The organism is Mesorhizobium sp. M1066 (assembly GCF_040318635.1).
In the GTDB taxonomy this organism is placed as follows: Bacteria; Pseudomonadota; Alphaproteobacteria; order Rhizobiales; family Rhizobiaceae; genus Mesorhizobium.
On the sequence record NZ_JAMYMR010000002.1, the window covers coordinates 171106 to 194879 of the forward strand.

General features: G+C 62.7%; 21 protein-coding genes. 7 read left to right on the top strand and 14 right to left on the bottom strand.

Annotation, left to right across the window (positions count from 1 at the left end; translation table 11 throughout):
- Positions 1–70: 70 nt before the first annotated feature.
- A complete protein-coding gene (locus NKH52_RS03850) occupies positions 71–880 on the bottom strand; it encodes an AraC family transcriptional regulator (RefSeq protein WP_352728125.1) in 810 nt (269 codons plus the stop codon).
- A 198-nt stretch (positions 881–1078) separates the two neighbouring features.
- Here NKH52_RS03850 and NKH52_RS03855 point away from each other — a divergent pair, with 198 nt between their 5' ends.
- Complete coding sequence (locus NKH52_RS03855) at positions 1079–1999, top strand: zinc-binding dehydrogenase (RefSeq protein ID WP_352728351.1); 921 nt, start codon at positions 1079–1081, stop codon at positions 1997–1999.
- A 13-nt stretch (positions 2000–2012) separates the two neighbouring features.
- On the opposite strand, the gene NKH52_RS03860 is transcribed toward NKH52_RS03855, so the two are convergent.
- Positions 2013–2765 (bottom strand): SDR family NAD(P)-dependent oxidoreductase, encoded by a 753-nt coding sequence (locus tag NKH52_RS03860; protein WP_352440850.1) that lies wholly within the window; start codon positions 2763–2765, stop codon positions 2013–2015.
- Between the two features lie 164 nt (positions 2766–2929).
- On the opposite strand from NKH52_RS03860, the gene NKH52_RS03865 reads away from it, so the two are divergent.
- On the top strand, positions 2930–3292 hold the full coding sequence (locus NKH52_RS03865) for a nuclear transport factor 2 family protein (protein WP_352728123.1): 363 nt from the start codon (positions 2930–2932) through the stop codon (positions 3290–3292).
- A 9-nt stretch (positions 3293–3301) separates the two neighbouring features.
- Here NKH52_RS03865 and NKH52_RS03870 read toward each other — a convergent pair whose 3' ends face one another.
- The 7 genes from NKH52_RS03870 to NKH52_RS03900 all read right to left on the bottom strand — a co-directional run bounded on the left by NKH52_RS03870 (position 3302) and on the right by NKH52_RS03900 (position 9635).
- Positions 3302–5563, bottom strand: a complete 2262-nt coding sequence (locus NKH52_RS03870; protein ID WP_352728121.1) for a transglycosylase domain-containing protein — start codon at positions 5561–5563, stop codon at positions 3302–3304.
- Positions 5564–5731: 168 nt separating this feature from the next.
- A complete protein-coding gene (locus NKH52_RS03875) occupies positions 5732–6646 on the bottom strand; it encodes a hypothetical protein (protein ID WP_352728119.1) in 915 nt (304 codons plus the stop codon).
- Between the two features lie 18 nt (positions 6647–6664).
- Positions 6665–6811 (bottom strand): hypothetical protein, encoded by a 147-nt coding sequence (locus tag NKH52_RS03880; protein ID WP_013529552.1) that lies wholly within the window; start codon positions 6809–6811, stop codon positions 6665–6667.
- A gap of 25 nt (positions 6812–6836) precedes the next feature.
- The gene (locus NKH52_RS03885) at positions 6837–7091 is read right to left on the bottom strand and encodes a GlsB/YeaQ/YmgE family stress response membrane protein (protein ID WP_013529551.1); all 255 of its coding nucleotides are present in this window, start codon (positions 7089–7091) and stop codon (positions 6837–6839) included.
- 110 nt (positions 7092–7201) lie between these two features.
- Positions 7202–7405: a hypothetical protein gene (locus NKH52_RS03890; protein WP_013529550.1), complete on the bottom strand. Its 204-nt coding sequence runs from the start codon at positions 7403–7405 to the stop codon at positions 7202–7204.
- A gap of 100 nt (positions 7406–7505) precedes the next feature.
- Positions 7506–8126, bottom strand: a complete 621-nt coding sequence (locus tag NKH52_RS03895; protein ID WP_031213535.1) for a ribonuclease D — start codon at positions 8124–8126, stop codon at positions 7506–7508.
- 123 nt (positions 8127–8249) lie between these two features.
- The gene (locus tag NKH52_RS03900) at positions 8250–9635 is read right to left on the bottom strand and encodes a dipeptidase (RefSeq protein WP_352728117.1); all 1386 of its coding nucleotides are present in this window, start codon (positions 9633–9635) and stop codon (positions 8250–8252) included.
- A gap of 415 nt (positions 9636–10050) precedes the next feature.
- Here NKH52_RS03900 and polA point away from each other — a divergent pair, with 415 nt between their 5' ends.
- A complete protein-coding gene (gene polA / locus NKH52_RS03905; RefSeq protein ID WP_352728349.1) occupies positions 10051–13002 on the top strand; it encodes a DNA polymerase I in 2952 nt (983 codons plus the stop codon).
- 377 nt (positions 13003–13379) lie between these two features.
- Here the strand turns inward: polA and NKH52_RS03910 are convergent, their stop codons facing one another.
- Complete coding sequence (locus NKH52_RS03910; protein ID WP_352728115.1) at positions 13380–14525, bottom strand: IS4 family transposase; 1146 nt, start codon at positions 14523–14525, stop codon at positions 13380–13382.
- Positions 14526–14623: 98 nt separating this feature from the next.
- Positions 14624–15028 (bottom strand): Fur family transcriptional regulator, encoded by a 405-nt coding sequence (locus tag NKH52_RS03915; protein WP_027037743.1) that lies wholly within the window; start codon positions 15026–15028, stop codon positions 14624–14626.
- Between the two features lie 245 nt (positions 15029–15273).
- Here NKH52_RS03915 and NKH52_RS03920 point away from each other — a divergent pair, with 245 nt between their 5' ends.
- The 3 genes from NKH52_RS03920 (at position 15274) to NKH52_RS03930 (ending at position 18659) form a co-directional block, all read left to right on the top strand.
- A complete protein-coding gene (locus tag NKH52_RS03920) occupies positions 15274–17472 on the top strand; it encodes a caspase family protein (RefSeq protein WP_352728113.1) in 2199 nt (732 codons plus the stop codon).
- 108 nt (positions 17473–17580) lie between these two features.
- A complete protein-coding gene (locus NKH52_RS03925) occupies positions 17581–17961 on the top strand; it encodes a hypothetical protein (protein WP_352728111.1) in 381 nt (126 codons plus the stop codon).
- Entirely contained in the window at positions 17958–18659 is a 702-nt protein-coding gene (locus tag NKH52_RS03930) for a DUF4760 domain-containing protein (protein WP_352728109.1), read from the top strand. The genes NKH52_RS03925 and NKH52_RS03930 overlap by 4 nt, the downstream gene beginning before the upstream one ends.
- A gap of 135 nt (positions 18660–18794) precedes the next feature.
- On the opposite strand, the gene NKH52_RS03935 is transcribed toward NKH52_RS03930, so the two are convergent.
- A complete protein-coding gene (locus NKH52_RS03935; protein WP_352728107.1) occupies positions 18795–19889 on the bottom strand; it encodes a trypsin-like serine peptidase in 1095 nt (364 codons plus the stop codon).
- Positions 19890–20284: 395 nt separating this feature from the next.
- On the opposite strand from NKH52_RS03935, the gene NKH52_RS03940 reads away from it, so the two are divergent.
- Entirely contained in the window at positions 20285–21382 is a 1098-nt protein-coding gene (locus tag NKH52_RS03940; RefSeq protein ID WP_352728105.1) for a S1 family serine peptidase, read from the top strand.
- 72 nt (positions 21383–21454) lie between these two features.
- Here NKH52_RS03940 and mgrA read toward each other — a convergent pair whose 3' ends face one another.
- Positions 21455–22501 (bottom strand): L-glyceraldehyde 3-phosphate reductase, encoded by a 1047-nt coding sequence (gene mgrA, locus NKH52_RS03945; protein ID WP_023812497.1) that lies wholly within the window; start codon positions 22499–22501, stop codon positions 21455–21457.
- 120 nt (positions 22502–22621) lie between these two features.
- Positions 22622–23764, bottom strand: coding sequence for a Gfo/Idh/MocA family protein (locus NKH52_RS03950; RefSeq protein WP_352728103.1), 1143 nt, complete (start codon positions 23762–23764; stop codon positions 22622–22624).
- Positions 23765–23774 lie beyond the last annotated feature (10 nt).

Sequence of the window (23774 nt, forward strand, 5' to 3'; positions counted from 1 at the left end):
GTTCCAAAGCCCAGGCTGCACTCTCGCACGCTGGCAACCTGATCGGCTCGACCAGCCTTTCAAGCGAGCATCACGCCACGAATGCAGAGCCGCCATTTTGCGCAATACCACTGAGGTATTTGGCCGGCGGCTTCCCAAGCGCCTTCTTGAACATGGTGATGAAGGCCGTAACGGAACCATAGCCGAGATCGCCCGAGACCTGCTGGACACTCTTGCCGGAAGCCAGTTCCCGAATTGCAACGATCAAGTGCAATTGCTGGCGCCAGCGCCCGAAACTCAGCCCTGTCTCCTTTGCCACAAGGCGGGCGAGGCTGCTCTCGCTGAGCGCCATGCGCTTGGCCCAGTCCGCCAGCTTGCTGCGGTCGGCAGGGTCTTGCGCCAACGCTTCGGCGATCCTGTTCAAGCGCGGCTCGGATGAGATCGGCAGGTGTAGCTGCTGGACAGGCATGCGTGGCAACTCGGTGAGCAGTATCTTGATCAAGAGTTCGCCCCTCGCCCCGTCATCCTCCATCCGATCGGAAAGCTCGATGATCAATTCGCGCAGCAGTGGCGAGATCGAAAGCGTGCAGCACCGCTCCGGCAGGTCGGCGGCTCCCGGCTCTATGTAGACGAAAAAAATCCGGGCGTTGGCGGTTGCGACATTGCTGTGCTCCATGCCGCCGGGGATCCACACCCCGCAATGCGGCGGCACCATCCATAGACCGCTTGGAACGCGGCATGTGACGCCGCCGCCGAGCGCGAAGACGAGCTGGCCTTTGCGGTGCCGATGGGCGGGGACTTCCGCTCGGGTGTCGGGGATGTCGACGCGCACGGCAATCGCCAGCGCGGCTGGGTCATCCACATCGAGATCGAGCCAGGGGTAGCTGAGGGGCTGTCTCATGGTTGACTGTTATTAGCGATGAAACGCCACGATAGCTAAATTCTTTAACCGCGAAAGTCGATAGGCTTCGGTTCGCGCAGGGTTGATCTCGTGACGCTGCGCGCCCCCGGCGGTATGGCCCGCTACCTACGTGGGTACTCAGCTTGCAGTGCTTTCCAACGCAAGCTGGCACCGACAAGCCAGCAACAAGGTACGTCCATGCTTGCCCTGGTCATCTCTCCCGAAAACGCGACCGGGTTGAGGCTCGCCGACGTCGCCGAGCCTCAACCGGCCTCGAATGAAGCACTTGTCTCGGTCCACGCGACTTCGTTGAATCGCGGCGAACTGCGCCTGCTTGCCATACGCCCCAAGGGTTGGATACCCGGCCAGGACATTGCGGGGATTGTCGAACGAAGAGCAGCCGATGGTTCCGGGCCAACCGTCGGCGCCCGGGTTGTCGCGTTGGTCGACGAGGCTGGTTGGACCGAACGCATCGCAGTCCCAACCGACCGTCTCGCCGTCCTGCCGGATGACGTCAGCTTCGTTTCCGCAGCTACGCTTCCGGTCGCCGGTACGACGGCGCTGAGGACTCTACGCCATGGCGGGGACCTCGCCGGCCAGCAGGTCTTGATCACCGGCGCAAGCGGTGCGGTCGGTCGTTTCCAGATCCAGCTCGCCCGCCATCAGGGCGGATTCGTGACCGCTGTCGCCGCCGCCCGGCACGCCGAGGATCTCCGCGGCCTTGGAGCCGAGCAGGTTGTCGAAGCGATCGATCTGGCCGAGGGACCGTTCTCGCTGATCACGGAGTCGGTGGGCGGCAAAAGCCTCGCTCACGCGATCGAGCGCGTCGCACCTAGCGGGACCATCGTCATGTTCGGTTCGAGCAGCGGCGAACTGACGCCCGTCGGATTCCGCCAGTTCGTTCCGGATCATGAAGGAGCGAGGCTTCAGACTTTCGCGTACTACACGTCTGGTCCAGGCATTGGCGAGGACATCGCCTCGCTGCTCGCTCTGGTCGCAGCCGGCCGGCTCGAAACGCGCGTGGCCTTGACCGTGCCGTGGACAGACAGCGCCCAAGCGCTGAACGCACTGCGACAGCGCAGCTTCAGCGGCAAGGCCGTTCTCACCATAACAGGATGAGCATCCTGTTTTGTCACACGTGCTGGCCGCCATTGATGTGGATTTCCGAGCCGGTCACGTAGGACGCCTGCTGCGAGCACAGGAAGAAGATGATGTCGGCGACTTCCGCCGTGGTGCCAAGGCGCCTGAGCGGGATGGTCCCGACGATCTTGTCAGTGCCCGGCGACAGGATCGCGGTGTCGATCTCGCCGGGCGCAATGGCATTGACGCGGATGCCGTGCGGGCCGAAATCATGTGCCATCTCGCGCGTCAGCGAGCCGAGTGCCGCTTTCGATGTGGCGTAGGCCGTGCCGGCGAAGGGATGCACGCGGGTTCCGGCGATCGAGGTTACGTTGACGATCGAGCCCTTGGCCGCCGCCAGTTCCTTGAACAGGCCGCGCGCCAGCATGATCGGCGCGAAGAAATTGACCTGGAACACGTCGCGCCAGACATGCATCGGCGTGTCGATTGAATCCATGCGGCTGTTGCCGTCCTTGAGCTTCGGCGAAATGCCGGCATTGTTGACCAGTGCATGCAACTGGCCGCCATGCGCTTCCAGCCGGTGGCGGATTTCGGAGACGGCAATGCCGACATCCTCCTGATCGGCGAGATCGACCTTGATGTGGTCTTCCGGCCCGGCCGGCCACGGGCAATCCTCGGCGAAAGCCTGCCTGGAGCAGGTGATGACGCGCCAGCCCTCGCGCGAAAAACGCTTGACGGTGGCGTGGCCAATGCCGCGGCTGGCGCCGGTCAGCACGATGGTCTTTCTGGTGTCGAGTTCAGTCATTTCAAGGTCTCCGGCCGGCAGATGTAGCCGAACGCCGCCGAGGTGGCGAGAGGCCGAAATGTCACCATTCACGTCGAAGGAGGAACCGGGAAGCCAACTCGCCGTTGGTTCGGGAGTGCAGGACAAGGGTGCGGGGTTTCACATCAAATCAATCGGACAGAGCCATGACACAGACAGCACCCCTCGACATCGCCACGGCCTTCACCAAGGCGTGGACAGGCCACGACCTCGAAAAGGCAGCATCCTTGGTCGCCGACGATGTCGTCTTTGATGGGCCGATGCAGCAATCGACCGGCAAGAAACCCTATCTCGAGGGCCTGACCAAACTTTCGCAGGATGTGACCGGTGTGCGCATGATCGCTGCTTTCGGCGGCGATCACCAGGCGCTGCTGATGTATGACTTGATGACAAGGTCGTCCGGCGCGCTTTCCTGCGCCAAGCACCTCACCGTCCGCGATGGCAAGATTCACAGCGACAAACTGACCTTTGACAGCAAGAAATTGGGCAACGCCAAACCACGGAATTAGCGGATCGGATCAGCCGCCAAGGAGGTCGAGGATCGAGGTCTGCCGCTTTTTGCGCGGACCGCCGACGTCGCCTGGCGGCACCGGGTGCTTGATCGATGCGGTGGCGCCGTCATCCTCTGGCATGGAAAGGCCATCGGCATCGACGGTTTGGGCGGGACGGGCCGCGCGGGACGGCGCTTGGGCAACCGGCGCTGCTGGCCGCGCCGGAGCCTGCTGGCCGACCGACGTTGACGGAACCGGCGCCGTGTTGTTCGCCGAGGGTATCTCGTCGGGGACGATTGTGTCGGCCGGCGTCGATTTCCAGGTGCCGGGCAGCGGCCGCACCGGCACACCCTCGTGGGCCGCAACCATGAACTCGTGCCAGGCCTGCGCCGGCAGTGCGCCGCCGGTGACCTTCTTCATCGGGCTGCCATCGTCATTGCCGAACCACACACCGGTGGTGAGGTTGGCGGTGTAGCCGACGAACCAGGCGTCGCGCGAATTCTGACTGGTGCCGGTCTTGCCGGCCGATGGCCAGGCGAAAGCCGCTTTCCGGGCAGTGCCGATCTCAACCGTGCCCGTCATCATCGAGTTCATCATGCCCACGATCTCAGGCTTGACGACGCGCGGCGCGCTGCCGCCGCCGCTGTCGTAAAGCACCTTGCCCTCGGTGGTCGTCACGCGCCGGATGAAATGGATGTCCGGCTTGTAGCCGCCATTGGCAAAGGGGACATAGGCCGAGGTCAGCTCCAGCGGCGTCACTTCCGAAGTGCCGAGCGCGATCGAGGTGTTGGACTGCAGATCGGACTGGATGCCCATGCGGTGCGCCGCCTCGACGACCGCGTTCGGCCCGACCTCCATGGTCAGTTGCGCCGCCACCGAGTTCAGCGACTTGGCCAGCGCGGTGGCCAGCGTCACCTTGCCGAAATACTTGCCGCCGTAATTGTCGGGCGTCCAATTGCCGATCTTGATCGGCGCATCGTTGCGGATGCTGTCGGGCGTGCGACCGGCCTCGAGCGCGGCCATATAGACGAACGGCTTGAACGCCGAGCCCGGCTGGCGACGTGCCTCCGAAGCACGGTCGAACTGGCTCGTCGAATAGTCGTAGCCGCCGACCATGGCACGCACCGCACCGGAATCGTCGATCGACACCAGCGCGCCCTGTGTGACGTTGAGCTTCTTGCCGCTCTCGTCGATCAGTCTGCGGATCGACTGTTCGGCAAGCTTTTGCAGGTTCAGGTCGACGGTGCTGTCGATGACGATGTCGCCGCGCACGTCGCCGATCAGGTCGGGCAATTCTTCCATGATGGTGTCGGCGACGTAATTCTCCGAGCCGGTCCAGTAGGACGGCGCACGCGTTGCCGGCGCGCTCATTGCCGAGGTCAGTTCCTTGGCGCTGATCTTTCCCTCGTCGCGCATGGCGGCAAGCACCAGTTGCGAACGTTCCTCGGCGGCCTTCGGATCGCGTGCCGGCGACAGCCGCGACGGCGCCTTCAACAGGCCGGCAAGCAATGCGGCTTCCGACAGGGTGACGTCACGCGCGCTCTTGCCGAAATAGCGGCGCGAGGCGGCCTCGACGCCATAGGCGCCGGAACCGAAATAGACCCGGTTGAGGTACATTTCGAGAATCTGGTCCTTGGTGTGCTTGTGCTCCAGCCACAGCGCCAGCAGCACCTCCTGCACCTTGCGCTCCAGCGTGCGGTCCGGCGTCAGGAACAGGTTCTTGGCCAATTGCTGGGTCAGCGTCGAGCCACCCTGCGAGAAATGCCCGCCAAGCACATTGGTGACCATGGCGCGAGAAAGCCCGATCGGGTCGATGCCGAAATGCGAGTAGAAGCGCCGATCTTCGATGGCGATGACGGCTTCCGGGATATAGGGCGACATTTCATGCAGGCCGACGGCCTCGCCGCCGCTCATGCCGCGATTGGCGAGCAATTGGCCGTCAGCAGAGACGATCTTGATGTTGGGGGCGCGGTCGGGAATCGACCAGGTCGTCGCCGCCGGCATCTTGGCGCCATAGTAGACGACGATGCCGGCCACGCCGATGCCGCCCCAGATGGCCAGCACGAAGCACCAGTAGAACAGCCGGCCGAGCACACCGAACAGGCCGCGCCGGCTTCTGCCGCGCTTGGCCCGCGACGATTTCCCTTTGGCCGGCTTGCGTTTTGCGGAGGCTTTGCGATTGCTCGGCACGACGCGATCCTCCTCGTTCACCGAAAGACCCGCCGAGGACCGCGCCTGCGGCGGCCCCTCGAAACTGGGTTCGATGCGACTGTCCCTGCGGTTCGCCATGCGCTGTGCTTGATATCCCCGATGCCTATGGCGTTCGGGTTGAAGAGTAGATGCGGCGATTTAAGGGCGGGTTAAGTCGTGTCCGAATGCCGGCCTTGGCGTTGGGCAGCGAAAAGGCCAGCGTCTGCTCTTTGCAGGCCACTGCCACCACGCTGTTCGATGTCTCGTTCAGATAGGCTCGAACTTCACATCCGGCTGGTCGGGACCGCCGGCTTGCCGCAACAGCCCGAGAATGTGTTCGCCCCTGTCAGCCGGCTGTCGCCTCCAGTTCGAGGCGTTCGTCACGTGCAGCCAGCCATCGACCACCATGAAAAAATCCTCGGATTGATCATGTCCAGCGCCGAAGCGAAGCGATTTGTTTTCAGCGAACCGAACCATCGCCGGGTCGATCGACCTGTAGAGCACCGGCCAGTTGCCGCCGCCGGAATCCATATGGAACTTGTAGCTCGGGGCGAAATCCAGCCGCCGCCGCAACAGGCTTCCATCGAAAAAACAGAAGCCGGGCCACAAGAACCAGCCGCCTGGTGTCGGCGTATCGCGCCGCACGCTGCCGTAGAGGCTCTTGCCCTTCATCCGGTCGCGGATCGAAAATGGTTCAGTTGGAAAGATGTCATGATCGATGAAGCCGAAAAGCTTCGGCCCGAACCCAGGCAAGAAATTCCGCACGATCCAGTTGAGCGCTTGACCGTGCGATCTGCTGACGACCAGCCTGTTCTTCGGCAATGCGACATAGGGGACATGCTGGCGACGGCAGAGATCGCGGATCGCTTTCCTCGCCTCGTCCTTCTTGCTGTTGTCGAAGACGATGTAGCTCTCGTGCTCGGCAAGGTATCGGCGCACCAGGTGGATCTGCCATTCGATCACGTCGGGCCGGTTGAAGGCCACGGTGGCGACGACCGCATCACGGAATACCTGCTCTTGCCCCTGCAATTCGCTGACCGGCGCGGATGTCCTCAGAAAGCGAAACACCCGCCAATGATAGCGCAGCAGCGCCTCACGCCTCGGCGGCCTGTTCAGCCTCTCCCATTCCGCCACGGTAATCCCAGGCTGATCGACGCCTTCCGGGGCGTCAGAAGCAACCATGTCGCGCTCCCGCATGGCTTAGTTCTGCTGGATCGAAATGCCCTTGTCGTCGATCTTGAGTTCGACGCCTTTGGGTTTGGTCTGCTCGCGATAGACGTAGATGCCGAGCGCAATGACCACGACGACGAGCGCGCCAATGACGAGATAGAGCGTATTCTGTTTCATGGCGCGCTCTTTGCGTTGTCGAGCCTCAGGCTCGTTTCAGGACCTTGACCAGCACCAGCAGGATGATGGCGCCGATTGTGGCATGGATGATCGCGGCGAGAGTGCCGCCGCCGATGGAAAATCCGATCCTCGGGAACAGCCAGCCAGCGATGAACGCGCCGACGATACCGACAATGATGTTGCCGATCAGACCGAAGCCGAAGCCGGAAACGATAAGACCGGCGAGCCAGCCGGCGATGGCACCGATGATGATGAAGACGAGCAGGCTTTCGACACCCATAGAGAGTTCCTCCGAGCAAGAGGACGACGGCGGAACGGAAAGCTCCGAATCGGCCTCGATATCAACAGCTTCAGGCTATTCGAAAGCGGCCGGCCTCACCAGCGGCGCCATCATTGATCGTCATCGTCGCTTGCGGCAGGGCGCCAACTGGTCGGCTCGACCTTCTTTTGCGTGTGACTGTCGATATAGACCCACCAGCCGTCGTCGCGATATTGCGCGATGGATTCGTTGATGACGCCGTCGCTGTCCTTCCAGGTCACGGAGACCTTGGAGCCATCTGTCGGTGCGGTCGCAATCGGCTTTCTGTCCGCCATGTCATCAGCCCCCAATTGCACCGACAAACTGAGCCGACAGAACGCGGCGGCCTGCATCCGGTTCCAAACGCTCACCGGCCGCGGAGCGCGCCGACGACCGTCAGCTATGGGCGAAGATATCCTCTTCGTCCCAGCCCATCAGGTCAAGCTTGGCACGCGTCGGCAGGAAGCGGAAGCAGGCATCGGCTTCCTTGATCCGCCCATCGCGCGCCAGCCGTCCGGCAAGCACATCGCGCAACCGGTGCAGATAGAGCACATCGGAAGCTGCATATTCGAGCTGTTCGGGCGACAGCGTCTCGGCCGCCCAGTCCGACGATTGCTGCGCCTTGGAGAGGCCGACGCCAAGAAGCTCGAAGCAGATGTCCTTCAGCCCGTGGCGGTCGGTGTAGGTGCGGGTCAGCCGCGAGGCGATCTTGGTGCAGAACACCGGCTCGGGCATGACGCCGAACGCATTGTAGAGCACGGCAAGGTCGAAGCGTCCGTAGTGGAACAGCTTGGTTACGCCGCGGTTCCGCAGCAGGCTGACGAGGTTCGGCGCCTTCTTCTGGCCGGGCGCGATCTGGATGACATCGGCCGTGCCGTCGCCAGGCGAAATCTGCACCACGCACAGCCGGTCACGATGCGGATTGAGCCCGAGTGTCTCGGTGTCGATGGCCACTGCCCCGACATTGTAGTGCGAGAGGTCGGGCAGATCATGCTTGTGGAAACGGATATCGGCCATTGTCTTCTCCGGTCGAGCCCTACAGTGTCCCCTGACCCGCAAGGGACGCTGCAGCGCTTTGTCTTGTGGCCCGTCCTCGCCGCGATCCGCTGAAAAATCAACAGGAAAACAGGGTTCCGCCGCTCAGCGCGTCAAGGCATCGAGAATCCGCGCCCAAGAGCGCTGGCCCTTGTGGAAGGAGTTGAGCTCGTATTTCTCGTTGGGCGAGTGGATGCGGTCGTCATCGAGGCCGAACCCGACCAGCAGCGATTCCATACCGAGATAGGTCTGGAAATCGCCGACAACCGGAATGGAGCCACCGCTGCCCGTCGTCACCGCCGGCTTCGGCCATTCGTCGGACAGCGCATTCTTGGCCTTGGCCAGGAAGGGCGAGTCGTAGGAAAGCTGGATTGCCGGCGAGCCGCCATGCGGATGGAATTCGACCGAACAGTCGGCCGGAATTCGCTCCTTGACGAATTTCTGGAACGCAGCGCGAATTTTCTTGGGATCCTGCTTGTGCACGAGGCGAAACGACACCTTCGCCGAGGCTTCCGCCGCGATCACCGTCTTGAAGCCCTTGCCGGTGTAGCCGCCGATGATGCCGTTGAACTCGGCCGTCGGCCGCGCCCAGGTGAGTTCCAGCACCGAGCGGCCCTTTTCGCCCGACGGGATCGACAGGCCGACCGGTCCCAGGAACGTCTCGGCGGTCTCGCCGAGCGTCTCCCATGACTTCAGGATCTGCGACGGTGTTTCCTCGACGCCGTCATAGAAGCCGGGAATGGTGATGTGGCCGTCCTTGTCGTGGATATCGGCCAGCACCTTGGCCAGGATGCGGATCGGGTTGGCGGCGGCACCACCATAGAGGCCCGAATGAAGGTCGCGATCGGCCGCCTTCACCGTGATCTCCTCACCGACCAGCCCGCGCAACCCCACGCAGATCGACGGCGTGTCGCGATCCCACATGCCGGTATCGCAAACCAGCGCGAAATCCGCCTTGAGTTCGTCGGCATTGGCTTCGAGGAACGGCTTCAACGAGGGCGAGCCGGATTCCTCTTCGCCCTCGAACAGGAGGGTGATGCGGCAAGGCAGATTGCCGTGCACCTGTTTCCAGGCGCGGCAAGCCTCGACGAAGGTCATCAACTGGCCCTTGTCGTCGGCCGATCCCCGACCGGTGATCACCTTGTGGTCCGGCCCGACGTCCTTGATAGCAGGCGCGAACGGATCGCTTTCCCACAATTCGATCGGATCGACCGGCTGAACGTCATAATGGCCGTAAAACAGCACATGCGGCGAACCGGCCGGGCCGTCATGGTGCGCAACCACCATCGGGTGGCCTGATGTGTCGCGAACGCTGGCGTCGAAGCCGATCAGCTTGAGTTCGGCCACCAGCCATTCCGCCGCCTTGCGGCAATCAGCAGCAAAGGCCGGATCGGTGGAGATCGACTTGATTCTGAGCAAGCCGAACAGGCGCTCGAGGCTCTGGTCGAGATTCTTGTCGAGACGGTCGAGGACGGGGGAAACTGCGGACATATGTGAAGCCTTTCGATTCAGAACCGGAACCGTAAAGGCAGGACAGGAAAACGAAAAGCCCGCGATCGTTGGACCACGGGCTGCAAACGTCTGTCTGAGGTAAAAAAGACCGCCGTGGTGGAGGGGGAACCACGGCGGCCTTCTACTCGAAACGATGCGGCAGCCCGGAGAGGGGGGATAGGCTGCCGCAGGTGTCCGGGATAGGCGGGGGACGGGCCTTGCTCCGGACTCGGCGAAAACTGCCGATGACATGTATTTGGGTCTGTGAACGTGGCGATTCAAGGGCACGAAAATTACAGTTTTGTAACATGGGCGTGAGCAGGGTGACGACGATCTGTCAGGGTGTTGCCGGAACCGATAGTTGAGGCTGCCTTTGGCATGGACCAAGCCGCCGCGCCGCGCTATCCCTGCCGGCATGAAAAAAGGCGATCATCTCTTCCTTGTCGACGGCTCCGGCTACATCTTCCGTGCCTATCACGCGCTGCCGCCGCTGACCCGCAAATCCGACGGCCTGCCGGTGGGCGCCGTTTCCGGCTTCTGCAACATGCTGTGGAAGCTGATGCTCGACGCCCGCAACACCGATGTAGGCATTGTGCCGACGCATTTCGCCGTCATTTTCGACTATTCGTCGAAAACCTTCCGCAATGACCTCTACCCCGAATACAAGGCCAACCGCTCGGCACCGCCGGAAGATCTGATCCCGCAATTCGGCCTGATCCGCCAGGCGACCAGGGCGTTCAACCTGCCCTGCGTCGAGATCGAAGGCTACGAGGCCGACGATCTGATCGCCACCTATGCCAGGCTCGCCTGCGAAGCCGGCGGCGATACCACCATCATCTCCTCCGACAAGGACCTGATGCAGCTGGTTGGCGATACGGTCGCCATGTACGACCCGATGAAGGACCGCCAGATCGGCATTCCGGAGGTGATCGAGAAATGGGGCGTGCCGCCGGAAAAGATGGTCGATCTGCAGGCACTGACCGGCGATTCGGTCGACAATGTGCCTGGTGTGCCCGGCATAGGGCCGAAGACGGCGGCGCAACTGCTCGAACAGTTCGGTGACCTCGACACGCTGCTGGCCCGGGCCGGCGAGATCAAGCAGGACAAGCGGCGCGAATCGATCATCGCCAATGCCGACAAGGCGCGCATTTCGCGTCAGCTGGTGACGCTGATGAACGATGTGCCGGTCGCCGAGGGACTGGAGGATTTCGTCCTGCACGCGCCGGACGGCCCGAAGCTGATCGGTTTCTTGAAGACCATGGAATTCACGTCACTGACCCGCCGTGTGGCGGAAGCGACCAGCACCGAGGCCGGCGACGTCCAGGCCGTCGCGGTCACCGTCGAACGCGCCGATCATGCTCATGGCCCAGATGTCGGGGCCGGGTTGCCGCCGGTTGCCCGAAACGCGTCCGGCACTGAACCGGACGAAGCCGGCGGGACGGCGGAGAAGTCAAAACAAGGCGATACCCCTTCCCTGCTCGCGGCACTGCGGCTGGAGCGCGCGGCCACCGGCAAGATCGACACTTCGGCCTATCACTGCATCCGCGATATCTCGGCCCTGAAAGCCTGGGTCGCCGAGGCGCGAGAGGCCGGCATCACCGCCTTCGATGTCAGGGCAACATCGGCTGATCCGATGCAGGCCGAACTGATCGGCATGGCCATCGCCACGGCGCCCGGGCGCGCCGCCTATATCCCCTTTGCCCACATGAGCGGCAATGGCGACCTGCTCGGTGGTGGCGCGCTCGAAAACCAGATACCGCTTCGCGAGGCGCTGGCCGTGCTGAAACCGCTGCTCGAAGACAGATCGGTTCTCAAGATCGCGCAGAACCTGAAATACGATCTTGTCATCATGAGCCGCTACGGCATCGATGTCGCACCGTTCGACGACACCATGCTGATCTCCTACGTGCTCGATGCCGGCACGCCCCATGGTCACGGCCTGGACTCGCTAGCCGAGAAATGGCTGGGTCATACCCCTCTCCTGCTCAAGGACGTCACCGGCTCCGGCAAAAGCTCCGTCGGTTTCGATCAGGTCGACATCGACAAGGCGACCGCTCATGCCGCCGAAGACGCCGATATGACGCTGCGGCTCTGGCTGGTGCTGAAACCGCGGCTTGCCGCCAAAGGCTTAGTGTCGGTCTATGAGCGGCTGGAGCGGCCTCTGGTGCCGGTGCTGGCGCGCATGGAACAGCGCGGCATCTCGGTCGACCGGCAAATCCTGTCGCGGCTCTCCGGCGAATTGGCGCAGGGCGCCGCTCGCCTCGAAGAGGAAATCTACCAGCTCATCGGCGAACGCATCAACATCGGTTCGCCAAAGCAGCTCGGCGACATCCTGTTCGGGCGCATGGGCCTGCCCGGCGGTTCGAAGACCAAGACCGGCCAGTGGTCGACCTCGGCGCAGCTTCTCGAAGATCTCGCCGCCGAAGGTCACGAACTGCCGCGCAAGATCGTCGACTGGCGGCAGCTGACCAAGCTGAAATCGACCTATACCGATGCGCTGCCCGGCTTCATCCACCCCGACACCAAGCGCGTCCACACCTCCTACGCGCTGGCCGCGACGACGACGGGACGCCTGTCGTCCTCCGATCCGAACCTGCAGAACATTCCGGTGCGCACCGCCGAAGGCCGCAAGATCAGGACCGCCTTCATCACCGACAAGAGCCATCGGCTGGTCTCGGCCGACTACAGCCAGATCGAATTGCGGGTGCTCGCCCATGTCGCCGAGATCCCGCAATTGCGGCAGGCTTTCGCCGACGGGGCCGATATCCACGCCATCACAGCGTCGGAGATGTTCAACGTGCCGGTCGAGGGCATGCCTTCGGAAGTCCGCCGCCGCGCCAAGGCGATCAATTTCGGCATCATCTACGGCATCTCGGCCTTCGGTCTCGCCAATCAGCTGTCGATCCCGCGCGAGGAGGCCGGCAACTACATCAAGAAATATTTCGAGCGCTTCCCCGGCATCCGAGACTATATCGAGGAGACCAAGGCCTATGCCCGCGAGCATGGCTTTGTTGAAACGATCTTCGGCCGCCGCATCCATTACCCCGACATAAGATCGTCCAACCCCTCGCTCCGCGCCTTCAACGAACGCGCCTCGATCAACGCCCGCCTGCAAGGCACCGCCGCCGACATCATTCGCCGTGCCATGATCCGCATGGAGGAGGCGCTGGAAAAAGCAGGGCTTTCCGCACGCATGCTGCTGCAGGTGCATGACGAACTGATTTTCGAGACGGTCGAGGCGGAAGTCGAGGCAACGATCCCGGTCGTGCGTCACGTCATGGAGAACGCGGCGATGCCGGCGGTATCGATGTCGGTGCCGCTGCATGTCGACGCGCGGGCGGCGAACAATTGGGACGAGGCGCACTAGCGGCTGATGTGGGGTGCGCCCAGGCCGGCTAGATCGCGTTCCTTCACACCCCCCTCTGCCCTGCCGGGCATCTCCCCCGCAAAGGGGGAGATCGGATGTCACTTCTGGTTTCGCCAATCGCCAACGTTGCAGGAATGAGCGGAGCGCCGAAGCTGCCAATCTCCCCTTGCGGGGGAGATGTCCGGCAGGACAGAGGGGGGGTGCTGCCCCATAGGCGCTAACTTTACGCTATGACGGCGATCCTTGCTGCTGCGGATTGGCTTTTGCGCCGTCTGGGCGGATCGCAGACGTGGCGAATGATTTCGGTGAAGCGCGTGACGATTTCTCCCTGCCGTATTACCCTCAGCATGGCGTTGAGGATCGCAGGACGCAGGAGGCTATGCAGCCTCCAAAGGGACAGCGATTGCGCCCTGCGTGGTTTCGCCTTCACAGGGGGAAGAGTCGAGAACGTCTGTGACGGCCTCGTCGATTATCAGCGCCAGGATCAGGTGGGCCGTCAGCCAGCTTCGGGCGAGCCGCTCGTCTCGCGCGGGAAGCTTGTGGATGCCCATTCCGCTCTTGAGCCGCTTGAAGGCGAGTTCGACCTGCCAGCGCAGCCGATAGGTTCGCAGCACCTCGTCGGCCGTCAATTCATCGGCCGGGACCGAGGTCAGCAGCATGACGAAGCCCGCGGCAATGAGGGTCATCGGCTGCAGCCTGTTGCTGCAGCGGCGCTGATTGCCCCGCTTTGCCACCTTCTGGGCCTTTTGCGTGGCCTTCTCATCCTTGCGCTTGACGATGAGCCTTGCCCGCAAGGGCGGCCCGTCTTGACCTTTGCGTGAATGCTCCACGAGCACGTTCATCTCGCAAACCTCATCAGGCTGCATGGGCTCATAGATGGCGTTCCAGTCGACCCGTTGCCCGTCGGGCGTGGTCAGCCGAACACTGGTCCAGCCCGTGCGCACGATGAAGTCGGCACCCGCCGACACCACCTTTTCAAGGGACGGGGCGCGGGCGTAGGCGCGATCGCCAACAACAATGTCGCCTTGGCGCAGCGGAGCACGCAAGAAGCTTTCACCACCGCGCGCGTCGCTGATCTCCAGATGCGTGAAGCGCGCGAGCGCGGGTTCGTAGGTGGCATGCAGCCGCCAGTCCGTGCCGGCACTGCCGGGATGCGAGATCGAACTGCCATCGACAACGCGCAGCCGGCGCCCCGTCGGCGCGGCGCTTTTGGCGCAAGCGTTTTGGAGCAAGGCGCCTGCAATGTCGCCGAGCCAATCGGCGGCGGCGCGCAAGCGCTTCAAAAGAGCAACGTCGGAAAGGCTCGCAATCTCGTTCACCCCGGCCCAGGCGGCAGCCGTGCGCAGGCTCATCCCACCGGGGCCATAGGCCAACGCCAAGCGCAGTAATGTCGCTGCGTCCGCAACATTGCGACGACGCATCAGCGCTCCCGTCGCCCGCGCCGTCGCATCAAGGTCAAGCGATTGCGACAGCCTCGATATCAGAGCCTGCCAGTCGGTTTCGATCGAATCATTCGTTCGCATCTGGCCCAGGAATCACATCCCGATTCCACCAGTCCACACCTAAGTTAGCGCCTATGGGGTGCTGCCCCTCCAACATCAATAGATTGGCTGGCCTGATCCTAAGCTGCTTCGGCCAGGCACTTGGCACACGTCCCGCGAAACTCGATCACCGCCTTCTTGGCGGCGAAGCCGGTGGAGCGCACCCATTCGTCCAACCGGTGGCCGACATCGTGGTCGGACATTTCGGTGACCTGCCCGCATGTGTCGCAAATGGCGAAGGCAGTCATCGAATGGCTGTGGTCGTGCGGCTCGGCGCACGCGACGAAAGAATTGATGCTTTCGAGCCGATGCACGAAACCTGACTTCACCAGCGTGTCGAGCGCTCGATAGACCTGCAGAGGCGCGCGAAAACCGCGCTCGCGCAGTTGGTCGAGCAAGGTATAGGCACTGAGCGGTCCGCTGGCGGTCTCGAGTTTCTCGAGCACGCACAGCTGGTTCTTCGTCAGCACATCCCTTGCCGCCATGATCCTGTTTCCAACTCGCCTTGCGTCGCTTGCGCCGCGCACAAACTATCCATGTACCCATCCAGATAGCGACGAACAGGCATTTTTGCTACTGTTTCCAGCATTCTGCCCGCAAGGCGGTCGAGAACATCGATCGGAGCGGGGCAACAGGCGGGTTGCTCTGCGATGTAACGTTCAAAATACTGACAATATCTTCAGCGAGGATTGCCGCGCTTGGAAATTCGGTCGGGCTTGGGGAAGCAATCATGAGCAAATTGACGCGGCGGACGCTGCTGGTCGCCACGTCCGCTTTGACCATGGCCGGCATGGTGTCGTTCCGGACCATGGCCGCATCGCGCACCTACCATGCGCTGCTGATCGCCTGCACCGAATATCCCAACCTGCCGCAAAGGAACTGGCTGGTCGGGCCGAAGAACGATGCAGCCCTCGTCCGCGACTATCTCCTGAAGAACGTGCCCGACCCGGTGCGCTTCGCGCCGGAGAACGTCACGCTGCTCGCCAAGGATGTCCCCGGCGCCAGTGGCCTGCCGACCCATGCGGCCATCAAGGCCGCATTGGCCGACCTTGCCGCCAAGGCTCAGCGCGACGATCTCGTTTATCTGCATCTGTCCGGTCACGGCGCCCAGCAGCCGCAGATGGTCAAGGGCGACGAAACCGACGGGCTCGACGAGATCTTCCTGCCCGTCGATATCGGAAAATGGATCAACCGCGATGCCGGCGTGCCCAATGCGCTGATCGACAACGAGATCGGCGCGGCACTCGACGCCATCCGCGACAAGGGTGCTTTCGTCTGGGTTGTCTTCGACTGCTGCCATTCCGGCACCGCGACACGCGCCGTTGAGGTCGATGACGAGTTGGAGCGCAAGGTCGAGTTCGCCGACCTGGTCGGCGGCAACGAGGCCGAGCGGGCTGCCGCGATCAAGGCCTATGACGAGGTGATTTCGGCCGCCGGCTCGCGCGGCGTCGACGACAATAGCACGCGCAAGCCCGCCTTCACCCTGACGCCGACCGGTGGCGAACCGATCACCAAGGGCAAACTGGTCGCCTTCTATGCCGCGCAGACGGTGGAGACGACACCGGAAATGCCGCTGCCCAAGGGCATCGCGGATGCGCCGCGGTTCGGCCTGTTCACCTTCACCATCCTGTCGAAACTGGCCGAGAATCCCAACGTCACCTATCGCCAGCTCGGCCAGGCCGTGCTGCAGCAATATTCGGCCGACAGCCGCACCCGGCCGACACCGCTGTTCGAGGGCGAACTGGATGCGCGGGTGTTCGGCACCGACAAGACGGACGCGGTCATGCAGTGGCCTGTCGTCATCAAGGACGGCGAAGCGACGATCGGCGCCGGCCTGCTGCACCGCCTCACCCCCGGCAGCAAGCTCGCCATCCTGCCGTCGGCGCTATCGCCGCTGTCCGACGCTGTCGGATTTTTGGAAGTGCAGTCGGCAAAAAACCTGGAAAGCCGCGTCAAGCCGGTCGAGTTCGACAAGAAGCCGGCGCTCAAAGTCGTCGACATTCCCGCCAATGCCTATGCGCGGGTGGCGGAGATCGCCGTCGACTACAAGCTCGTCTTGGCGCGGCCGGCCATAGCCAAAGGACTTGAGAAGGAAGCCGCTCTGGTCAATGCGGTTCTCGACGAACTGGCCACAGCCAGGGAGACCGGCTTCAACATCGAGCTGGTCGAACCCGGCAAGAGCGCCGACCTCCGCTTTGCGGTGATGCGCGAGAATGCTGTTCCCGGCGCCGCCAAGGATGCGACAGACAAGCCGGCGCTGTGGTTCCTGCCGGCGTCGGGCGACGTGAGCCTGAAGGACGGCGGCAAACCGCCGCTGATCATCATTCACGACCGCCAGAAGCTGATCGATGCAACGACCAGGAACCTGCGCACCATCTTCCGTGCCACCGGGCTTTCGCGGCTGGCGGCGGCCTCAGACTACAAGCCCGAGGACGTCGACGTCCAGTTCCAGGTCAAACGCCGCGACAAGGACGGCCTCGAACCGCTGCAGGCCTCGGTGGTGCCGCGCGTCTCGCCGGGCGACGAAGTGCATGTGCTGGCCAAGAACAGCTCGGACCTTCTGGTCGACATCAACGTCCTCTATGTCGGCAGCGACTATTCGATCACCCATATCGTTGCCGAGCGTCTCGCCCCGCAAGCCACGCTCGAGGAGGGGCTGCTGGCCTTCACCGATACCAGCTTCGGCATGGAACGGATGATCGCGGTTTTGACCGAGGCGCCGCCGGAGAGCGAGAAGCAGGATCTGAGCTTTCTGGCACAGGACGGCGTCGCCTCGGCGACACGCGGAATGGGCTCTGCCGGCTTCTCCGACATGCTGACCGATCTCGGCATGGCGCCGGCAACCCGCTCGGTGATGCGGCTTGCCGACAAGAGCGGCCCGAAGGGCGCGGTGATGATCTTCCCGATGGAGACGGTGCCGCGCGCCTGAGCGGATGCCGGCGCGCAGGGCTCTGCGGCGGCTCTTGCGCGATCGGCGCGATATGAGAACATTCCCGGCCGCTGACGCATGACGCGGATGAAACGGATAGGATCGATTGTGAAGAATTCTGTGTTTTCCTGGCGTGGAACGGTAGCCGGCCTTGCCGGCGGCCTGCTGCTGATCGCCAACGCTTCGGCGGACGATGCCTGCGGCCTGTGCGTCAAGCAGATCGTCACCAACTCGGAACTGGCGACGTGTTTTCTCGATCAGTACGACCAGTTCGCCAAAAGCGGCAGCGACGCGGTTGTCGTCGATCTCAGCAACTGCGCCTCGCGCGGCGTCGTCGAAGCCTTGCCGTCACCGAACAAGGGTGCGGCGGAGCCTGATGTCCAGTTCATGATTTCGCGCCTGCAGCTGGAATGCCTGAAAAAGAAGCTGGAGGCGCCAGGCATCGTATTGGATCCCTCCGCCACCATCGAACTGGACACCTGCGGATGAAGAAGCCGGCGGGCAACACCAGGCAAACAGCAGCCGCTACAAAGGCGCCGGCCGGCAAACCGGCGCTGCAGGAAACCACCGAAGGTTTCCCATGGCCGAGCAGCCACGAGATCAAGAAGGAGGGCAACCCGTTCACCGACCGCGACTGGCGCATGCTGGTCTATGCCTGGTCGGGCATGGCCGTGCGCCTCGCCATCATCTTCACCCTGATGTTCTCGGTCTACCAGTTCCTGGCCAACCAGGAGCAGAAGCGCGTCGAGCAGACCATGTCGCTTGTCGAGCTCTGGGAAAACAAGGACTACCAGCAGGCGCAGCGTGCGCTGAAAGATCGTCTGACGGGCCTCAACGCCAAATATGACAATCTGCTCAGCGCCAACCCATCGCCGACCGAGGAGCAGGTGTTCCGGCAACGCATCGGCATCGAGGCGATGACTGCCTCCGGCGGCGACATGCCGCTCGCCGATTTCAGCGAGAATTTCGATCGCATCGTCTATTTCCTCAACCGGCTGTCCTTCTGCATCGACGGCGATTTGTGTTCGCGCAAAGTGACCGATGCTTATTTCCGTGACTATGCCGTCTCTTTCTGGAGCTATTTTGCCGGCTACATAGACAAGCAGCGCAAGGCGGGTTCTCCCACTTTCGCTTCGGCAATCGAGAACTATGTGCGCAACGGCCCGCCTGCACCCGCAGCCAAATAGCGACGCGAAAATTCGGCCTCCGCCTCCATGCGCGCCTGCCGCTGGCCGCGCGCAAGGGGTCGCAACGAGCGTCCGCCAGAAAAAAGGCGGCGGGATTGCGCCGCCGCCTTTGTCTCCACCGCGAATGCGCAGCGATTACTTATACAGGCTGTTGATCCACTGGACGTTGGCAGCATTCAGGCGCACGGCGGTGTTCGCGTCGGGGCTTTCCGCCACGTTGACACCGGTGACGATGCGCTGCTTGGCCTTGTTGTCGTAGGCATAGACCGAGCTGCCGCTCGACCCTGGGAACGTATCGCAGTCGTACTGGAAATATTCCGGCGCGATGTTTTCGGCGTGCACTTCGCAGTTTGCCTTCCACATCGTGCCCATCGGCTTGTCGCCGGGATAGCCGACGAGATTGGCGGTGAAGTCGCCGAGATCCTCATAGTTGGCATAGCCCAGCCAGCCGAGATTGGTGCCGACGTCCTGCTTCAGCGTGACGATGCCGAGATCCCACAGCAGGACCGACCCGTAATAACCCTGGTAGTTGTCGATGAAGCCTTGCAACACATAGGCGCTTTCGAAGGCGAAGGCGCCGAACGGTGCGTCGTCGGCCGTGCTGCCGTTGAGCCCCGGCACGAACAGATAGTCGGAGAGCCAATCCTTGTCCTCATGACTGTAGAGGCAGTGCGCGGCGGTGAGCACCGTGCGCGGGCCGATCAGCGTTGCCGAACAGCTGCCGAAGCTGCCCGTCTTCGGCGATTTGGCTTCGAGATAGCCGATTGCCGAGAATGGATAGGTCTTGGTGTTCTTGACCTGCTCGCGATCGTCGGTGCCGAAAACCTGACGGCCGGCTTCGCCTTCGCCGAGGTCCGGATCCTCGGTCTTGCGCTCAGCCCCGTCTTTTCCAGTGGCCGGAGCGTTCAGTTCCTTGATGATAAGCTCCCGCAACGCTTGGCTCGGCTCGATCTTGATCTCCTTGCCATCGGCGGAACGTCCGACGATGCCGTAGGATTTGACAGCCGTTGCCTCGTCGGCAAGCGGCGCGGCGCGGCTGTCTTCGTCGGTCAGCTTCGGTGGCGCGATTGGCTTTGCCCGCCCGGGCTTGTAGTCGCCTGAAGTCACGTCGCGCGCGCTTTCGCCATTGCCGGCACTGGCGGAACCAGGATCGGCGGCGAAAACCGGAACCGTCCACATTGCGGTGGAAAGCAATGCGGACGCAATGAGTGCGTTTGTCAGTTTTGTCATGGTGAGACTCTCCCAAAAGTCAGCAAGGACTGGATCAAAATACAGAAATATTGTCGAGATCGTGGTGGGGTCGAAAAAGGAGTTTGGTTACCGCACTTGAAATATGACCATCGCCTATGCTGTCGGTCAAAGCCCCGCCAAAGACACCGGCGCGGATATATTGCCTAAATTAATACAACATTGGAATGACAATTAGCTTCCACATAGCCCGTGGGGGGCTATAGGGTTTTGAGCGGGGTCTGCACAGGAACGCGATAAGCGAAGCAGTGCCTGACTTGGTGTCCCTGCCGTGCTGCTACAACAAAAGCTGCGCGGCCTGACCATCAGTCTGAGGCTTGCTTTGTTGATCATGCGCTGGGGCTGGTCCGCTCGGGAACATATCAGGAGGGCTTCAGATGAACATCATCCATCGGTTCAGGCCGATCGCCGCCGCATCGCTGCTCGGCATCGCGGCCGCCCTTGCGGCAGCCAATTTCACCCAGGCCGACGAAGCGGTCGCCCGACCGGAGGCAGCGGTCTCGCCAATGAAGCGCGTGACGGAAGCCAGGGCGATTGCAGCGGCGGAGAACCCCGACCCGGCCGACCGCGTCTATGGCGGCAACCAGGCCGAAAGGGGAGCCTACCCGTTCCAGGTCGCGCTGCTCACCACCGGCAGGCTGGACGAGAATCCGGCATCGCAGGCCAACGCCCAATTCTGCGGCGGCAGCCTGATCGCGCCTGAATGGGTGCTGACGGCAGCACACTGCCTCAACGACAAGGGCCAGCCGGTTTCGCCTGAGAGCGTCACCGTGCTGACCGGTGCAACCGATCTCAGCGAGGGCAAGCGCCACAAGGTGGTGGAGGTCATCGTCAACGAAAGCTACAGCGAACAGACCCTCGACAACGACATCGGCCTGCTCCGGCTTGCCGAACCGGCCGATGCGCCGGCCATCAAGGTCACCCATGACGCAACGCCCGAGACAGGCAAAACGACGGTCACCGGCTGGGGCAAGATGCAGGATGGCACCTTCCCGACCACGCTGATGGTTGTCGATCTCGACCTGCAGCCCAACCAGGCCTGCAACAGCGGCATCAAGGCCATCTATGCGCGTGATCTGAAGGCAGCGCTCGGTGATCTGTCCCGCCGTATGCGCTATTCGGAAAAAGGCATCGACGCGGCGGCCAATGCGATCGCCGCCGACATGACCGACCCGCTGACCGGCAACATGATCTGCGCCGGCACCACCAGCGGCGTGCGCGATGCCTGCAACGGCGACAGTGGCGGCCCGCTGTTCATGACCGGTGCCGAAGGCCCGGTCCAAATCGGCGTCGTCAGCTGGGGCGAAGGCCCGGCTGACGGCAGTGCGGCCTGCGGCCACAAGGACGCCTACGGCATCTACACGCGGCTGGCCAACTACACCGGCTGGATCGAGGCGAAGATGAAAAGCTCTGCTCCGGCGCCTGCCAAACCCAAGGCGGGACTCGGCACGGCGCAGAAACCGAAAACGCCCTGAACCGCGGCCATTTGGCTTCCCATGAAAAACGGCGGGAGTGCCCGCCGCTCTTATTTTGCCGGCTTGAGTGGTTTATTTTCGCGGCGGGCCTTTGCGCTCGGCCGAAGCTGCCCACAGATTGATATCGGACTCCCGGGCGTAGGTATCGATCTCGGCGAGTTCGGCATCGCTGAAGTCGAGCACCTTGAGCGCGCCGACGCAGTCCTCGACCTGCTCCGGCCGGCTGGCACCGATCAGCGCCGAGGTCACCCTGCCCTTGCGCAGCACCCAGGCCAGCGCCATCTGCGCCAGCGTCTGCCCACGCTTGCTGGCGATGGCGTCGAGCGCCTTGATGTTGGCGATGGTCTTGTCGTTGATGAAGGCTGTCTTCAGCGACTTGCCCTGGGAAGCACGGCTGCCGTCCGGAATGCCGCCGAGATACTTGTTGGTCAGCATGCCTTGCGCCAGCGGCGAGAACACGATGGAGCCGACACCGAGCCCTTCGAGCGTGTCGAGCAGGCCGTCTTCCTCCACCCAGCGGTTCAGCATCGAATAGCTCGGCTGGTGGATGACGCAAGGCGTGCCAAGCTGCTTCAATATATCGGCGGCCTCGCGCGTGCGCTGCGAATTGTAGGACGAGATGCCGGCATAGAGCGCCTTGCCCGAGCGCACGGCATGGTCGAGCGCACCCATCGTTTCTTCCAGCGGCGTGTCGGGGTCGAAACGGTGCGAATAGAAGATATCGACATAGTCGAGCCCCATGCGCTTCAGGCTCTGGTCGAGGCTGGCCAGAATGTATTTGCGCCCGCCCCATTCGCCGTAGGGACCGGCCCACATTTCGTAGCCGGCCTTCGTCGAGATGATCAGTTCGTCGCGGTAGGCGGCGAAGTCGGTGCGCAGGATTTCACCGAAGGCAGTCTCGGCAGAACCGGGCGGCGGACCGTAATTGTTGGCAAGGTCGAAATGCGTGATGCCGAGGTCGAAGGCCTTGCGCGCGATCGCCTGCTTGGTCTTGTGCGGCGTGTCGTTGCCGAAATTATGCCACAACCCCAGCGAGATCGCCGGCAGCTTCAGGCCAGAGCGGCCACAGCGGTTGTAGATCATCTTTTCATAGCGGTTTTCGGCAGGCGTGTAGGGCATCGGAAAATCCTCAAATGGAAACGAGCCGGTCGGCTGCATCGCGACAACGCGGCGAGTTGGCTCTGCCCCTCACCCTTACCCCCTCTCCGTCGAAACGGGGAGAGGGTTGAGGTGTGCTGCCTATTTCTTCTTCGCCAAAAGCGCCTTGGCTTCCTTGACGCCAAGTGCCGCCGGCCGTTCGCAGGTGGTCTGCATGGCGACGAACTTGCCGGTTTCGCCGGAGCGCAACAGGCCGGTCATCACGTCGACGGCGTGCAGCGCCAGTTCCATGGAACAGCGATGCGGCCGGCCTTCCGTGATCGCCACCGCCATGTCGGCGAGGCCTGATGTGCGGTAGTTGGCCATCATGCCTTGCGAATGCATCTCATTGGGCACGCCGAACGGATGCGGCCAGTTCGGCAGCTTCTTGACCGGCTTGGCCGCGTCGGTGAAGCGAACGTCACCGCCGAAGAAATTCGGATCCGGCACGAACACCGTGCCTGTCTCGCCATAGAGTTCCATCGGCGCGTGGCCGTGAGCCCAGACGTCCCAGCTGGTGTTGAGCGTGATAACGGCGCCGTTCTCGAACTCCAGCAGCCCATGGATGGTCGTCGGCGTGTTGACCGGTATCTTTTCACCCGCGCGCGGCTTTGAACTGATCGTCCGCTCCTTGGCCGGCGTCGTCGCGAAGGCCGCGACCTGTTTCACCGGTCCGATCAGCTGGATCAGATTGGTGATGTAGTAAGGCCCGATATCGAGCACGGGACCGGCGCCCGGCTGGAAGAAGAAATCCGGATTGGGGTGCCAATGCTCCATGCCGTGGCCCATGACATGACAGGTACCACTCGTGACCTTGCCAAGCTTGCCGGTGTCGATCAGGTTGCGCACCAGTTGATGCGCGCCGCCGAGGAAAGTGTCTGGCGCCGAGCCGATCCGAAGACCCTTTTTCTGCGCCCGCTTCTTAAGGTCGAGCCCTTCCTTGACCGACAGCACGAACGGTTTTTCCGAATAGACGTGCTTGCCGGCGTCGAGTATCTGCTTCGACACCTCATAATGCACCGCCGGGATGGTCAGGTTGACGATGATGTCGATGTCGTCGGCCTTGAGCAGGTCTTCGACGGTCTCGGCGCGCAGCTTGAACTCCTTCGCCCGAGCCCTGGCCGCCTCCATGTTGATGTCGGCGCAGGCACGCATCTCGATGCCGCGAAACAGCGGCGCCAGCGAAAAATACGCTTTCGAGATGTTGCCGCAGCCGATGACGCCGATGCCAAGTTTCTTTGCCATGCTGATTGCT

Bases quoted from the DNA above. Each gene is read 5' to 3' on its own strand.
- NKH52_RS03895 (WP_031213535.1), bottom strand. From the start codon at position 8,126: ATGGCCGATATCCGTTTCCACAAGCATGATCTGCCCGACCTCTCGCAC.
- NKH52_RS03935 (WP_352728107.1), bottom strand. From the start codon at position 19,889: ATGACAAAACTGACAAACGCACTCATTGCGTCCGCATTGCTTTCCACC.
- NKH52_RS03915 (WP_027037743.1), bottom strand. From the start codon at position 15,028: ATGGCGGCAAGGGATGTGCTGACGAAGAACCAGCTGTGCGTGCTCGAG.
- NKH52_RS03860 (WP_352440850.1), bottom strand. From the start codon at position 2,765: ATGACTGAACTCGACACCAGAAAGACCATCGTGCTGACCGGCGCCAGC.
- NKH52_RS03870 (WP_352728121.1), bottom strand. From the start codon at position 5,563: ATGGCGAACCGCAGGGACAGTCGCATCGAACCCAGTTTCGAGGGGCCG.
- NKH52_RS03880 (WP_013529552.1), bottom strand. From the start codon at position 6,811: ATGAAACAGAATACGCTCTATCTCGTCATTGGCGCGCTCGTCGTCGTG.
- NKH52_RS03900 (WP_352728117.1), bottom strand. From the start codon at position 9,635: ATGTCCGCAGTTTCCCCCGTCCTCGACCGTCTCGACAAGAATCTCGAC.
- NKH52_RS03850 (WP_352728125.1), bottom strand. From the start codon at position 880: ATGAGACAGCCCCTCAGCTACCCCTGGCTCGATCTCGATGTGGATGAC.
- NKH52_RS03940 (WP_352728105.1), top strand. From the start codon at position 20,285: ATGAACATCATCCATCGGTTCAGGCCGATCGCCGCCGCATCGCTGCTC.
- NKH52_RS03855 (WP_352728351.1), top strand. From the start codon at position 1,079: ATGCTTGCCCTGGTCATCTCTCCCGAAAACGCGACCGGGTTGAGGCTC.
- mgrA (WP_023812497.1), bottom strand. From the start codon at position 22,501: ATGCCCTACACGCCTGCCGAAAACCGCTATGAAAAGATGATCTACAAC.
- NKH52_RS03885 (WP_013529551.1), bottom strand. From the start codon at position 7,091: ATGGGTGTCGAAAGCCTGCTCGTCTTCATCATCATCGGTGCCATCGCC.
- NKH52_RS03920 (WP_352728113.1), top strand. From the start codon at position 15,274: ATGAGCAAATTGACGCGGCGGACGCTGCTGGTCGCCACGTCCGCTTTG.
- NKH52_RS03950 (WP_352728103.1), bottom strand. From the start codon at position 23,764: ATGGCAAAGAAACTTGGCATCGGCGTCATCGGCTGCGGCAACATCTCG.
- NKH52_RS03910 (WP_352728115.1), bottom strand. From the start codon at position 14,525: ATGCGAACGAATGATTCGATCGAAACCGACTGGCAGGCTCTGATATCG.
- NKH52_RS03890 (WP_013529550.1), bottom strand. From the start codon at position 7,405: ATGGCGGACAGAAAGCCGATTGCGACCGCACCGACAGATGGCTCCAAG.
- NKH52_RS03875 (WP_352728119.1), bottom strand. From the start codon at position 6,646: ATGGTTGCTTCTGACGCCCCGGAAGGCGTCGATCAGCCTGGGATTACC.
- NKH52_RS03865 (WP_352728123.1), top strand. From the start codon at position 2,930: ATGACACAGACAGCACCCCTCGACATCGCCACGGCCTTCACCAAGGCG.
- polA (WP_352728349.1), top strand. From the start codon at position 10,051: ATGAAAAAAGGCGATCATCTCTTCCTTGTCGACGGCTCCGGCTACATC.
- NKH52_RS03930 (WP_352728109.1), top strand. From the start codon at position 17,958: ATGAAGAAGCCGGCGGGCAACACCAGGCAAACAGCAGCCGCTACAAAG.